Source organism: Paraburkholderia aspalathi, assembly GCF_905220735.1.
GTDB lineage: Bacteria > Pseudomonadota > Gammaproteobacteria > Burkholderiales > Burkholderiaceae > Paraburkholderia > Paraburkholderia aspalathi.
In genome coordinates this window covers 665,208-677,708 of sequence record NZ_CAJNBA010000004.1, presented here as the reverse complement: position 1 = coordinate 677,708, position 12,501 = coordinate 665,208, and the positions used below count along the sequence as shown (strand labels likewise).

The 12,501-nt window shown below is 63.1% G+C and carries 9 protein-coding genes; 2 read left to right on the top strand and 7 right to left on the bottom strand.

The features are described 5' to 3' along the window. Positions 1-44: 44 nt before the first annotated feature. From KHO30_RS25835 to deoC, 7 genes are all read right to left on the bottom strand, one after another. Positions 45-1,106, bottom strand: coding sequence for an ABC transporter permease (locus KHO30_RS25835; RefSeq protein WP_093632920.1), 1,062 nt, complete (start codon positions 1,104-1,106; stop codon positions 45-47). Positions 1,107-1,121: 15 nt separating this feature from the next. Then, positions 1,122-2,678 carry a sugar ABC transporter ATP-binding protein gene (locus KHO30_RS25830; protein ID WP_200651552.1) on the bottom strand — a complete coding sequence of 519 codons (1,557 nt, stop codon included), beginning with the start codon at positions 2,676-2,678 and terminating at the stop codon, positions 1,122-1,124. A 94-nt stretch (positions 2,679-2,772) separates the two neighbouring features. Continuing rightward, positions 2,773-3,777 carry an autoinducer 2 ABC transporter substrate-binding protein gene (locus tag KHO30_RS25825; RefSeq protein ID WP_093632922.1) on the bottom strand — a complete coding sequence of 335 codons (1,005 nt, stop codon included), beginning with the start codon at positions 3,775-3,777 and terminating at the stop codon, positions 2,773-2,775. A gap of 137 nt (positions 3,778-3,914) precedes the next feature. Further along, positions 3,915-4,979 (bottom strand): ABC transporter permease, encoded by a 1,065-nt coding sequence (locus tag KHO30_RS25820; RefSeq protein ID WP_211702733.1) that lies wholly within the window; start codon positions 4,977-4,979, stop codon positions 3,915-3,917. A gap of 34 nt (positions 4,980-5,013) precedes the next feature. Next, positions 5,014-5,979: a ribokinase gene (gene rbsK, locus KHO30_RS25815; RefSeq protein ID WP_211702732.1), complete on the bottom strand. Its 966-nt coding sequence runs from the start codon at positions 5,977-5,979 to the stop codon at positions 5,014-5,016. A gap of 162 nt (positions 5,980-6,141) precedes the next feature. Next, positions 6,142-8,535: an aldehyde dehydrogenase family protein gene (locus KHO30_RS25810; RefSeq protein WP_211702731.1), complete on the bottom strand. Its 2,394-nt coding sequence runs from the start codon at positions 8,533-8,535 to the stop codon at positions 6,142-6,144. A 16-nt stretch (positions 8,536-8,551) separates the two neighbouring features. Continuing rightward, the gene (gene deoC / locus KHO30_RS25805; protein ID WP_093632926.1) at positions 8,552-9,562 is read right to left on the bottom strand and encodes a deoxyribose-phosphate aldolase; all 1,011 of its coding nucleotides are present in this window, start codon (positions 9,560-9,562) and stop codon (positions 8,552-8,554) included. A gap of 252 nt (positions 9,563-9,814) precedes the next feature. On the opposite strand from deoC, the gene KHO30_RS25800 reads away from it, so the two are divergent. Continuing rightward, a complete protein-coding gene (locus KHO30_RS25800) occupies positions 9,815-11,446 on the top strand; it encodes a sugar ABC transporter ATP-binding protein (protein ID WP_093632927.1) in 1,632 nt (543 codons plus the stop codon). Further along, entirely contained in the window at positions 11,443-12,444 is a 1,002-nt protein-coding gene (locus KHO30_RS25795) for an ABC transporter permease (RefSeq protein WP_054038800.1), read from the top strand. Before KHO30_RS25800 ends, KHO30_RS25795 begins: the two co-directional genes overlap by 4 nt. Positions 12,445-12,501 lie beyond the last annotated feature (57 nt).

Sequence of the window (12,501 nt, the reverse complement as noted above, 5' to 3'; positions counted from 1 at the left end):
TCACGCGGTTGCGCTGTCAGGCAGCCGGCGTGACCGGCCTTCAGTTATCCGTTTTTACGCTGCAATGCGAACAGCGTCCCGGCGATCAGAATGAACGCGCCGATGATCACCTTCTGCCAGGTGCTCGGCACGCCAACCAGAATCAGCACACTGTTGATCAACGTGACCAGCACCACACCGAGCAACGTGCCGGCCACCGTACCCGTCCCCCCTGTAATGCGCGCGCCGCCTAGAATCACTGCGGCGATCACATCGAGTTCCGAACCCACCAGATCGAACGGATTCGCGAGCCGGTTGTTCGATACATGCAGAATGCCCGCTATGCCGGCGAGCATGCCGGTATAGCCGAACACGAAGAGATGGATCGCGCGCAGGTTATAGCCGAGCCGCTCGGCAATCGCGAGGCTGCCGCCCATTGCATAGACGCCGCGCCCCATCATCGTCCGGTTCAACAGCCACCACGTGACGCCGGCGGCCGCCACCAGCGCCAGCACCGAAACAGGCAACACCGCGCGCAGGCCTTCGTTGGTGTGATAGAAAAACAGCGGAATCCGGCCGAAGTGATCCATGCTGTGCGGAATGTTCATGAAGAACGTCGTGCCGATAAACGTCAGCAGCAGGCCGCGATACAGATACTGCGTGCCGATCGTGACGATCAGCGAAGGCGCTTTCAAACGATGCACCAGCAGGCCGTTGATCAGACCGAGCAGCACGCCGCCCAGCGCGCCGGTGATCAGGATCAGCGCGAACGGCGCGTCCGGCCACCAGGCAAACACAGCCTTGGTGATGCCGTACATTGTCAGCGCGGCGATTGCCGTGAACGAGACGTCGATGCCGCCGGACGCCAGCACGACAAGCGTGCCCAGCGCGAAAAGCGACATCGTGGTGGCCGAATGCAGCAGATCGAATAGCGTCGCCAGTTGAAAGAAGCGTGGATTGATCGCGCCGACAATCAGGCACGTCGCCGCGATCAACGCGACCGTGAACCATTCGGGGTTGCGCGAAAGCCTGGCCCGCAAGGTGGGCGGCTTGACCTCGGGTGCGACTTCGACAACGGTCGGGGTGGTCATGGTTTCGTTCATGCGCGAAGGGATCCGCGAGTTCATGGGTATCGGCGTCCTTTATGCGGCTTCCGAAAGCAGCGCGTGATACAGGTCAGCTTCGCTCAGCGTATCGGCCTGATATTCGCTGGCCACACGCCCCTTCTTCATCATCAGGATGCGATCGCAGTTCTGCAGCAACTCGGGCAGGTCGTCGCTGATCAGAATAATGCCGATGCCACGTTTCGACAGACGCTGCATGATGCGATAGATGATGTCTTTCGAGCCGACGTCGACGCCGACCGTCGGTCCATGCAGAATCAGCACGCGCGGATCGATGGCGAGCCAGCGGCCGATCAGCACGCGCTGCTGATTGCCGCCCGAAAGCGACTGCACGGGTTTGTCCACGCCGGGCGTCGCGATCTGCAAATCGTTCACCGTCTGTTCCGCGAGCGCCTGCGCGCGTGTGCGATCGATCTGGCCGAAGCGGTCCCGCAGGCTGGAGATCATCGCGGTAATCACATTGTCGCGAATCGACTTGTCGAGAAACAGCCCTTCGTTCAGGCGGTCTTCGGGCACATAGCCAATACGATGATGTTTCGCGTCCGAGGGCGTGCGCAATGCAATCGCCTTGCCGTCGAGCAACACCTGCCCCGATTGCGCCGCCGCAACGCCCGCGAGTGCGCGCGCGAGTTCGTTGCGCCCCGAATCGAGCAAACCGGTGACGCCGAGTATCTCGCCTCGATGCAGCTGGAACGACACGTCGTTGAACTGCCCCGTACGCGTGAAGCCGCGCACGTCGAGTACGACATCTTGCCCCAACGTGCCTTCACGATAGCGCTCATTCGTCAGATGGCGTCCTGTCATCAGTTCGCTAATCTGCGCTTTGGTGAATTGTGCAATCGGTCCTTGCGCCATCTTCTGGCCGTCGCGCAGCACGATGACTTCGCCGCCGATCGCATAACACTCATCGAGCTTGTGGCTCACGAACAGCACCGTCACGCCCTGCGAGCGCAAGTTAGCGAGCACAGCGATCAGATTGTCGACTTCCTTCTGCGTGAGCGACGTGGTGGGCTCGTCCATGATGACGAACTTGGCCTCGCTGGCAATTGCGCGAGCAATCGCGACGAGCTGTCGCGTGGCGAGCGGCAATTGCTCGATCAAGGTCGCCTGAAACTCGGCGTCGCCGGGCAGGCCGACCGATTCCAGCGCACGCGCCGCCGTGCGCGCGAGTGCGCGCCGGTCGAACGTCCGCGCAAGCCGGCCTTCGTGCGTGGCCAGCTCGGCGGTAAGCGCGACATTTTCCGCCACGTTCATGTTGGGCAGCAGCGAGAGATCCTGATAGACGGTTTCGATTCCTGCCGCCAGCGATTCCAGTGCGGACAGCCGTGCATGCCGAACGCCTTCGATCACGAGTTCGCCTTCGTCGGGCGGCTGCGCACCGGAGATGATCTTGATTAGCGTGCTCTTGCCGCAGCCGTTCTCGCCGAGCAGGTGATAGATCTGACCACGCTCGAACGACAGGCTCACCCCGCGCAATGCATGTACGCCGGTGAAACGCTTGTGCACGCCGACCACCTGCAGAAACGGCTGCGAGGTATCGGACTGCGGCTGCGAAGACGATACGTCCTGATTCATGATGGTGAGTCGCAAGTTAAGGCATGTCCACACGGGCACGCCTTGAAGGAAGTCCCCCGAGGGGGACGCCGTGACACATGAAGCAAAAAACCAATCAGAACGGATACTGCTTGTAGTTCGACTTGTCGACATTCACCCAGCCCTGGCCGCGCACGATAATCCCTTTGCCCGGACCCTTAGCAACGGTGACCTTCGTGTAGCCCGGAATGCCGAGATCGGCGCCGTTCTCAACTGTCTTGCCGTCGATCAGCATCTGCGCGACCTTGTTCATCGCAATGCCTGCGAGCTTCGGATCCCAGAACGCAATGCCGTTGATCGCGCCGCTCTCGAGGAACTTGCCGGCTTCCGTCGGCAGGCCCGTACCGTAGACGCAGATCTTGCCCTGCATGCCGGCTTCTTCCACCGCGCGGCCGATGCCGATCACGTCGAGCGAGGACGAGCCCTGGAAGCCCTTCAGGTCCGGATGCTTGCGCAGCACTTCCTTCGCGACTTCATAGGCGCGCTCGCCGTCGTTGTTAGTTTCGAGTTTCGGTTCGACCAGATCCATCTTCGGATATTTGGCCTTGGCGTTGCCGATCCCGCCGTCGGCCCATTGCACCTGCGAGCGGCTACCCAGTGAACCGACCAGCGCCACCCACTTGCCGTCGTCGTGCATGCACGAGGCGAGGCGCTCGTTCAGTCCGGCGCCGTAGGCCGTGTTGTCAAATGCCTCGATGTCGACCATCGTGTTCTTCGCATTGTCGGCCTCATGGGTCACCACCTTGATGCCGCGATCCATCGCTTTCTTCAGCGCCGGTTCGAGCGTCGGCGGATCGTAGGGCACCACCGCAATCGCCGTGACTTTCTTCGCGATCAGGTCTTCGATGATCTTCAGTTGCTGTGCCGCATCCGCGCGGCCCGGGCCGGTCTGATACGCGTTCACGCCCGGGTTGTCCTTTGCGAATTGCTTGACGCCGTCGTCCATCCGGTTGAACCAGTTGATACCGGTCACCTTGACGACCGTGACGATCGTCTCGTTGGTTGCAGCCTGCGCAGCGGCGATCACGCCTACGGTAAGAGCGCCTGCCGCGAGCGCGGCACCCAGTCGAGTCAATTTCATGCGATGTCTCCTTTATCCTTCGATGTAGTTCGATGTCGCCCTACTTCACCATCACGGACAGTCAGGGCTTGTTGTCCGCCGCGTACTGAAACCTGGATTTGAAACCTGGGTTGCGCCTTTTACGTCTGTTCGGCGCGCTAACGTTTCGGGACTGTGCCGGAACTTGCTGCACTAGCACTCACGCCACCGCCACCACCGCCGCCAAAACCGAAGATCGCCCGCACCCGCTCGCCGCCTGCAAACGCGAGTGACAGCAGCAACAAAAATCCCCACGCGCAATCGCCAAAAAACTGCGATACGCCCAGCAGGTTGAACAGACTCGAGAGGAATTGCAGCACGGTTGCGGCAAAGAACACGCAGATGATGCGGCCGTGACCGCCGGCGGGATTCACGCCGCCCATCACCGCGATCAGGATGGCGATCAGCAGATAGGAATTGCCATAGTCCCATTTCGCACTGGACGTATGGGTCGCGCTGATCAGACCAGCGAGCGACGCCAGCACGCCGCACATCGCATACGTCGTAATCAACATCCGCGCGCGCGGAATGCCCGCATAGAACGCCGCTTTGGGGTTGGTGCCCATCAGATAGAGACGCAGGCCGAACGGGCTGCGTCTGAGCAACCAGCCGAGCACGATCACCGCCGCGATAAAGATGCAGAACGCGATCGGCACCTGAAACACGGTACCGTTGCCGATATTCGACAAGGGGTCGACATAGTCGACATGCACCGAGGCGCCGTTGCTGAGCACCACCGCAAAGCCCGTGAACAGCAACTGCGTGCCGAGCGTGCAAAGAATCGGCGTGAGCTTAAGGCGTGCGATCACCACGCCGTTCAGGAGGCCACCGAGCAGCCCCATCGCCACCACGATGACGCAGAAGAGCGACGTGTAGAGGGCGGGCGAATCGTCGCCGTTGACGAAGTGCGGCACGACGAGCGCCGCAACCATCCCGGACAGATTCGCGAGCCCGACACCTGACAGATCGATCCCGCCATTGCCCGACACCATCGACAACATGATGCCAAGCGCCAACAAGCCGAGTTCGGGCAACTGCCCGCCCATCGACTGCAGGTTGTCGATGTCGACGAATTGCCCGTGCGAAAGCCATGTCGCGACCAGCACGACGAGTACATTGACGATCAGCAGAAAATTCAGTTGCCGGTCGCCGAACATTTTTCCAGCGGTGAACGAGGACTTCATGGTGAGCACGATCTCCTTCAGTCTTCGCGAACGGTCAGGACAGCGGCGAGGCGGCCTCGGCCGGCTGGCTCAACACGCGGTTCACTTCGTCAAGCGTCGGCATGGAAGGCGCCGTGCCCGGACGTGTGACGGAAATGCCCGCGAGCGCGCAGCCGAAGCGCAGCGCTGAGACGGCGTCGTCGCCGCGTGCAAGCGCCGCCGCGAAACCGCCCGTGAAGCCGTCGCCGGCGCCGGCGGTCTCCACCACGCGGCCGCAGTGATAGGCCGGCACGAGTATCGATTGGCTTGCCGAGTGCAGCAGCGCGCCGCCTTCCCCCAGCGTGACGATCACCGCGCCGACACCTTTGGCGAGCAGCACGTCGGCGGCACGGCGCGCGTCGTCGGCATTCGCGATCGGCACGCCGGTGAGCGCGGTGGCCTCGGTTTCATTCGGGGTGATGTAGTCGCACAACGGAAAGATGTCGTCGTCGAGCGGCAAGGCGGGCGCCGGATTGAACACGGTGATGACGCCGTGCCGGCGCGCCACTTCGAGCCCGCGGCGCGCGGCAGCCAGCGGCTGTTCGAGTTGCGTGACGAATACGCGCGCGGCGGCGATATCGGCTTCGATCGCGTCGACGTCGGCTGCCTCCATCGTGCCGGCCGCGCCGGAGGCGACGATGATCGCGTTCATGCCGGTGTTGTCGTCGACAAAGATATGCGCGGCGCCCGTGGACACGCCCTCCACTACCGAGGCGCGTGCCGTGATGCCTTCAGCGGCCCATGTGGCGCGCGCAATCTCACCGAACGCGTCGTTGCCGATGCGTGTGCAGAACACCACCTGGGCACCGGCGCGCGCCGCCGCCACCGCCTGATTTGAGCCCTTGCCGCCCGGCCCCATCGCGAAGGCCGTGCCGGCAATCGTCTCGCCGATCAGCGGCATACGTCCGGCGCGAAACGTCAGGTCGGTGACGTAGATGCCGAGAATGACGACACGCCCATTTCCTTGCAAAGACGTGTTCATTCGCGTTCCCCTTGAGGCGCGTTGATCGTGAGGCATGCGTGCGGGGCATGTATTGCGCGCAGCACCGCGGTGTTCCATTGCAGATCCAGATGCTTCAGCACGTTGTCTCCTCCATTTTCTGGTTGGCGTGCAGGGTGTTCAGGCGTAAGGGCCGACGTTCAATCAGTCTCCATACGGTATCCAGATGTTCTTCACCTGGACGGCCTGGCGCAGGAACGGCCGGCCTTCGCTCGAACGGTCGAACCAGTCGAACTGGCGGCCGTGATCGACGAACGTACGCTTCAGATTACCGATCGACTCGCGCTCGACCAGTGTCGAATCCGCCGCGTTGCCGAAACACCAGACGGCATCGACGTCGTCGTGTTTGGCGAGCGCCGGCAACAGCGCGCCACGTTCACCGGTGACAATGTTCAACACACCGGCCGGCACATCCGACGTTTCGGCTACCTGATAAAAGTCGGTCACCGTAAGCGGACATGAGACGCTCGGCAACACCACCACGCGATTACCCATGGCCAATGCGGGCGCCGCCAGCGAGACGAAGCCGAGCAACGGCGCTTCGTCCGGACAGGCAATGCCGATCACACCGAGCGGCTCATGCATCGCCAGCGCGACGCCGCGCAGCGGCGGCGTATGCACGGCGCCGTCGAACTTGTCGGCCCACGCCGCGTACGTGAAGAGACGCGCCACCGCCGCCTCGACTTCCGCATGCGCGGCCGCTTCCGTCGCGCCGTTTCTCGTCACGAGTTGCCGCGCGAACTCGTCCGCACGAGTGGCCAGGTTCTCCGCGAGATAGAACAGCACCTGAGCACGGTTATGCGTACTTGCCTGCGACCACTTCTGCGCCGCGCGCGCCGCTTCGACTGCGTTGCGAATGTCCTTGCGGTTGCCCTCGCCCACCTCACCTACCAGCGTCCCATCCGGCGCGTGTACCGGCAGCGAATAGCCGCTATCCGGACGCACCTGCTTGCCGCCGATAAAGAGTTTCGCGGTGCGATCGATCAGCGTGACGTTCGACAACGGATCGCGCTCGCCTGCGCCTGCCGTCTGTTCAGCGCGCACAGGCTGACGGACAGCAAGATCGAGCCACGCCCGCGGTTTCAGATATTCGTAGATGCCCTCACGGCCGCCTTCGCGACCATAGCCGGACTCGCGATAACCGCCGAAGCCCACCGCCGCATCGAACAGATTGGTCGCGTTGATCCATACGACACCGCACGCGAGGCGCGGCGCGATGTCGAGCGCGCGGCCGATGGTTTCGCTCCACACGCTCGCGGCGAGTCCGTAGCGCGAATTGTTGGCGAGCGCAATCGCCTCATCCGGCGTGCGAAAGCTCATCGTGACCAGCACCGGTCCGAAGATCTCTTCCTGCGCGAGAGTAGATGCCGGCGCCACGCCGGTGACGAGCGTGGGCGGATAGAAGCAACCGCCGGCGGGCATCGTCGTATCGGGCGACTGCCACACCGCACAGCCTTCGCGCCGCCCAGTTTCCACCAGCGACTCGATACGTTCGAGCTGCACCGGATCGACGATCGCGCCGATATCGATACTCTTATCGAGCGATGTGCCGACGCGCAGCGTTTCCATACGGCGCTTCAGCTTCGCAATGAAGCGCGCTTCGATCCCCTCCTGCACGAGCAGTCGCGAGCCAGCGCAGCAGACCTGCCCCTGGTTAAACCAGATCGCGTCAACCACACCTTCGACGGCGCCATCGAGATCCGCATCGTCGAACACGATGAACGGCGACTTGCCGCCGAGTTCGAGCGTCAGCGATTTGCCCGTGCCGGCCGTAGCCGCACGGATCAGGCGCCCGACTTCCGTCGAACCCGTGAAAGCGATCTTGTCCACCCGCGGATGTTCGACGAGCGCGGCGCCCGTGCGGCCATCACCCGTGACAACGTTCAGCACGCCCGCCGGCAACCCCGTTCGATGAGCGAGTTCGGCGAACAGCAACGCGGTGAGCGGCGTGTATTCAGCCGGCTTCAACACGACGCAGTTGCCCGTTGCGATCGCCGGTGCGATCTTCCACGCGAGCATCAGCAGCGGAAAATTCCACGGCACGATCTGCCCGACGACCCCGAGCGGCGCATAGTCGGCGAATTCGCTCTCCTGCAACTGCGCCCAACCCGCGTGATGCAGGAAGTGCCGCGCGACCAGCGGCACGTCGATATCGCGCGTCTCACGAATCGGCTTGCCGTTGTCGAGCGCTTCGAGCACGGCAAAGAGGCGGCTATGACGCTGGACCATGCGCGCAAGCGCATACAGATGCCGCGCCCGTCCGGCGCCGCCGAGCGCGAGCCAGCCCGGCTGCGCGGCACGCGCGGCCGCTACCGCCGCGTCGACGTCGGCCGCATCGCCCTGGGCGATCTCGGCAAGCCGCCCGCCCGTGGCAGGCGCGTGCGAAACGAAGTGCTCACCGGCGGCCGGCGCATGCCACGCCCCGCCGATGAAATGCCCGAAGCTCGCTTCATGCTGCGCGAGCCAGGCGCGCGCTGGCTGATCGTCCTCGGGCGCGGGACCGTACTCCATCGAAGAAAAATACTCGGCTACGCTCATGGGATCGGTCTTCTGTTCAGGCTACGGGGTGACGGTTGAAAGCGGAGTAACGACCGCTCACGTGATGTTCGAGCTGGCGTTCGATATCGGCCAGCAGGCTCGAGGCGCCGATACGGAACAGGTCCGGTTCGAGCCACGGGCGGCCGAGCTCTTCCTTCATGAGGATCTGATAGGACAGCACAGACTTCGCGCTCGACACGCCGCCGGCCGGTTTGAAGCCAATCGGCACGCCGGTGCGCTCCTGGTACTCGCGAATCATGCGCACCATCACCAGCGAGACATCCAGCGTGGCGTTGACGCCTTCCTTGCCGGTCGACGTCTTGATGAAGTCGGCGCCGGCCATCATGCAGACCATCGAGGCGCGCGCCACGTTGGAGAGCGTGCGGATGTCGCCGGTCGCCAGAATCGTCTTGAGGTGCGCGGGGCCGCAGGCTGCACGGAAGTCGCGCACTTCGTCGTAGAGCGCCTGCCAGTTGCCGGTCAGCACATATTCACGCGTGACAACGATGTCGATTTCCTGCGCCCCGTCCGCAACCGAAGCCTCGATCTCTTTCAGCTTCAGCGGATGCGGAATCAGCCCGGCGGGAAATCCTGTCGATACCGCCGCGACCGGAATGCCGCTGCCCTGCAGCGCATCCACCGCCGCCGCGACGAAACGGTGATAGACGCAGACCGCGCCCGTCGTGATGCCTTGCGGCGCGATGCCGAGCGCTTCGAGCAGATCGGCCCGCACCGGTTGGCGCGCCTTCGCGCACAGGCGGCGCACGCGGCCTTCGGTGTCGTCGCCATTGAGCGTGGTGAGGTCGATGCAGGTGACGGCCTTCAGCAGCCACGCTGCCTGCGCATCTTTCTTGACGGTACGACGCGTGGCAAGGGTCGCCGTGCGCCGTTCGACCGCCGACTGGTTGACGCGCAAGCCGTCCAGCCAGGATGCGTCGAACGGCATGCCCGGGTTGCGCACCGGGTGAATGAGCGGGCCACCGCGCAGCGCGACGACCGAAGAAGAAAGCACAGGGGCTTCAGGCATAAGACATCCGAAAATTTGATGCGGCGCACAACAGCCGCCGACAATTTGTTCCCACTTATGCTACAACGATTGATAGAATCATAACAAGTATTACGCTTCAATCATCACATAAGCAGGCACCCAAGCCCTGCGAGCGCCGCCAATGTTATTGACGCACCATATTCATGATGCGAAGATCACAACACGGCTTTGCCCGATAGCACCACATACAAAGAAAAGAATGCCGTCGTCTTGACGAAGGAGACATGCCAGATGAGTGAGCCGGTTGCGGTCGCGGCCGCGTCATCGCCTCAGGTTCCATTGATCCGTGTTGCGGGCGTCACCAAGCGATTTGGTGGCGTGCAGGCGCTGCGCGGCGTCAGCCTTGATGTGTTGCCCGGCGAAGTGCATGCCTTGCTCGGCGAAAACGGCGCGGGCAAATCCACGCTGATCAAGATCCTCAGCGGCGTTCACACCTACGACGACGGCGTCATCGAGATCGATGGCCAGACAGTGGCGTTCGAGTCGCCGGCGCGATCGCGTGAGGCGGGTGTTGCCGTGGTCTACCAGGATCTGAGCCTCGTCGAATCGCTATCGGTCGGCGCTAATCTGATGCTGGGGCGCGAGCCTCGCACACGCCTCGGCTTTGTGAAAAACCGCCAGCTCATGGCGACGGTTAGCGAGTTTCTTCGCTCGCACGGCATCCCGCTCGACCCGCGCACCGCCGTTGGCGCATTGCCGTTCGCCTACCGGCAAATGACTGAGATCTGCAAGGCGCTGATGGGCGACGTGCGGGTCCTGATCCTCGACGAACCCACATCTGCGCTCACGGGCGGCGAAGAGCAGATTCTGTTCGACGCGATTCGCGCGGTCACGAATCGTGGCGTGGGCGTGATCTACGTAACGCATCGGTTGAATGAGGTGTTTCGGATTTCGCAGCGCGTCACCGTGTTCCGCGATGGCGCCAATGCCGGCACGTTCTCGACGGCGGAGACCGATATGAAGCAGCTGGTCGCGGCGATCGTCGGTCCCGGCCATGCCGCGTTGCAGGCGCGGGAGAGGACGGCTGTCGGCGCTGCCGAGGATGAATCAGCCGTTGGACCGCAAACATCGGACACCTCCAATGCCGCCGCTGTACCCGTTCTCAAATTGTCGAACGTGAGCAATGACAGGCTTCACGACGTCGACCTCACGATTCGTCCTGGCGAGATCCATGGCCTTGCGGGATTGATCGGCAGTGGGCGCACGGAAATTCTGCAAACCATCTTTGGCATTCGCAGAATCGAAGCGGGCGCCATCGAGATCGGCGGTCAATCGCGCTCGCGTATCACGCCCGCCGAAGCCATCCAGCTCGGCATAGCGCTGGTGCCTGAGGATCGTCATCTTGAAGGGCTTGTTCTCGATCATTCGATCGAACGCAACCTGACCTTGCCGCGGCTGCCGCAATTTTCTCGCTGGGGATGGTTGCGCAGCCAGGCGGCCGTCAACCAGGCGAAGCGCTCGATGAAAGAGCTGGCAGTCAAGGCGCCCGGCTCCTCGACCGCGGTCAAGTTTTTATCCGGCGGCAATCAGCAGAAAGTGGTCTTCGCGAAGTGGAATCATCCGCGCCCCACGCTGCTATTGCTCGACGAACCGACTGTCGGCGTCGACGTCGGCGCGCGCGAGGAGATCTACGGCGTGGTCCATGACGCCGCGCGAGCGGGCACGGCCGTGCTCGTCGTGTCTTCGGACCTCGATGAACTGTTGCGCCTGTGCGGCCGGATTTCGATCGTCGCGGACGGCTCCATCGTCAAGACCGTCGAGCGCGCCGAACTCGCCAATGCCGAAGCGCTTCATCACCTGATTCAACTGTCCCGTTCTTCCATCGAGTCCCCCGAGGGGACTTCCTTCGAGCACGCAATATGAACGACTCTGTCTCGCCGCTGACGGCCAAACGGCAGGCATCGCCACCGCAGAAGAGCCGTATGCGGCGCCTCGCGCAACTCCTCCTGCAAGGCGACCGGCCCTATGCGCTCTATGGCGCGTTCGCGATCCTGCTGGTGGTGTTCAGCTTCGCCTCGCCGTGGTTTCTCTCCATCGACAACTTCCTGAATATCGGCCGGCAGACCGCACTGGTCTCGATCGTCGCGATCGGCATGACCTTCGTGATCATTGCGCGGCAGATCGATCTGTCGGTGGGCTCGACCTTGGCGCTCTCGGGCATGTCCGCGGCGCTCGCCATGTCGCATGTCGGCGACAGCTGGATCATCGGCGCGATTGCCGGCATCGGCACCGGCGCAATCGTCGGCGCGATCAATGGCGTCGTCACCACGCGGCTGAACATTCCATCGTTTCTCGTGACGCTCGGCACCTTGAGCGCGGCGCGCGGACTCGCGCTGATGGTGACGACAACACGGCCCGAGATCATCACCAACGACTCGTTCATCTCGATCTTCGGCGAGGGCGATATTGCCGGTGTGCCGGTGCCGATCATCTGGACGGTTCTGACCGTGATCGCCGGCATCCTGCTGCTGCATTACAGCGTGTTCGGCCGGCAGATCTATGCGGCCGGCGGCAATCCGACTGCGGCGCTCTACTCCGGCATCAACACGCGGCGCGTGACCACCCTCGCCTTCATTCTCACCGGCGCGCTGGCCGGGCTTGCGGCGCTCGTGCTCGCCGCGCGCTCGCACGCGGCGCGGCCCGATGTCGTGCAAGGGCTCGAGCTCGATGTGATCGCTTCTGTGACGCTCGGCGGTTGCAGTCTGTTCGGCGGCCGCGGCTTCGTGCTCGGCACGCTGCTCGGCAGCCTCATCATCGGCACGCTCAATAACGGGTTGGTACTGCTGGGCGTCAGTTCGTCGCTGCAACTGGTGATCAAGGGCGCCATCATCGTCGCGGCTGTGGCGTTTACCAGGAAGTGATTCAGGAAGTAACCAGGGAAATGAGGAAAGCACGTCGATCACGCGAGATGTCACGTG

Excerpts from the sequence above, each read along its gene's own strand:
- KHO30_RS25835 (WP_093632920.1), bottom strand. The coding sequence starts at position 1,106 with ATGAACTCGCGGATCCCTTCGCGCATGAACGAAACCATGACCACCCCG.
- KHO30_RS25830 (WP_200651552.1), bottom strand. The coding sequence starts at position 2,678 with ATGAATCAGGACGTATCGTCTTCGCAGCCGCAGTCCGATACCTCGCAG.
- KHO30_RS25825 (WP_093632922.1), bottom strand. The coding sequence starts at position 3,777 with ATGAAATTGACTCGACTGGGTGCCGCGCTCGCGGCAGGCGCTCTTACC.
- KHO30_RS25820 (WP_211702733.1), bottom strand. The coding sequence starts at position 4,979 with ATGAAGTCCTCGTTCACCGCTGGAAAAATGTTCGGCGACCGGCAACTG.
- rbsK (WP_211702732.1), bottom strand. The coding sequence starts at position 5,979 with ATGAACACGTCTTTGCAAGGAAATGGGCGTGTCGTCATTCTCGGCATC.
- KHO30_RS25810 (WP_211702731.1), bottom strand. The coding sequence starts at position 8,535 with ATGAGCGTAGCCGAGTATTTTTCTTCGATGGAGTACGGTCCCGCGCCC.
- deoC (WP_093632926.1), bottom strand. The coding sequence starts at position 9,562 with ATGCCTGAAGCCCCTGTGCTTTCTTCTTCGGTCGTCGCGCTGCGCGGT.
- KHO30_RS25800 (WP_093632927.1), top strand. The coding sequence starts at position 9,815 with ATGAGTGAGCCGGTTGCGGTCGCGGCCGCGTCATCGCCTCAGGTTCCA.
- KHO30_RS25795 (WP_054038800.1), top strand. The coding sequence starts at position 11,443 with ATGAACGACTCTGTCTCGCCGCTGACGGCCAAACGGCAGGCATCGCCA.